General features: G+C 61.7%; 1 pseudogene. It reads left to right on the top strand.

What is annotated here, in order from left to right:
* Window positions 1-412, top strand: a pseudogene (locus SB765_RS28135) (hybrid sensor histidine kinase/response regulator); the annotation flags it as partial.

The following is a 412-nucleotide window of genomic DNA, read 5'->3' as shown; positions in this document are numbered from 1 at the left end:
GTCCCAATCCCTGGCCGTGGTTGTCGCACTGATTTGCCTGGTCGGGGTACTGCCCTATATCGCCCTGCAGCTCAAAGGCATTGTGCTGGGCGTGAACCTGTTGATCGGTTCCGGCCCTGACACCACGGGCACTCGCGCCCAGGACACGGCCTTGGTCGTATCGCTCGTGCTGGCGCTGTTCACCATTGTGTTCGGTACGCGCAACCTCGATGCCACCGAGCACCACCGTGGCATGGTGCTGGCGATTGCCTTTGAATCCCTGGTCAAGCTCTTCGCTTTTCTCGCGGTTGGCGCGTTTGTAACCTACGGCCTGTACGACGGTCTCGGCGACCTGTTCACCCAGGCGGTACTCGCCCCCCGCCTGGAGGAGTACTGGAAAGAGACGATCAACTGGCCGTCGATGGTGGTGCAG

Origin of the sequence: Pseudomonas sp. SIMBA_067, from assembly GCF_046534675.1 — a bacterium.
GTDB classification, from domain to species: domain Bacteria; phylum Pseudomonadota; class Gammaproteobacteria; order Pseudomonadales; family Pseudomonadaceae; genus Aquipseudomonas; species Aquipseudomonas putida.
The sequence above is the reverse complement of the archived record's forward strand: the minus strand, read 5'-3'. Positions and strand labels throughout refer to the sequence as shown.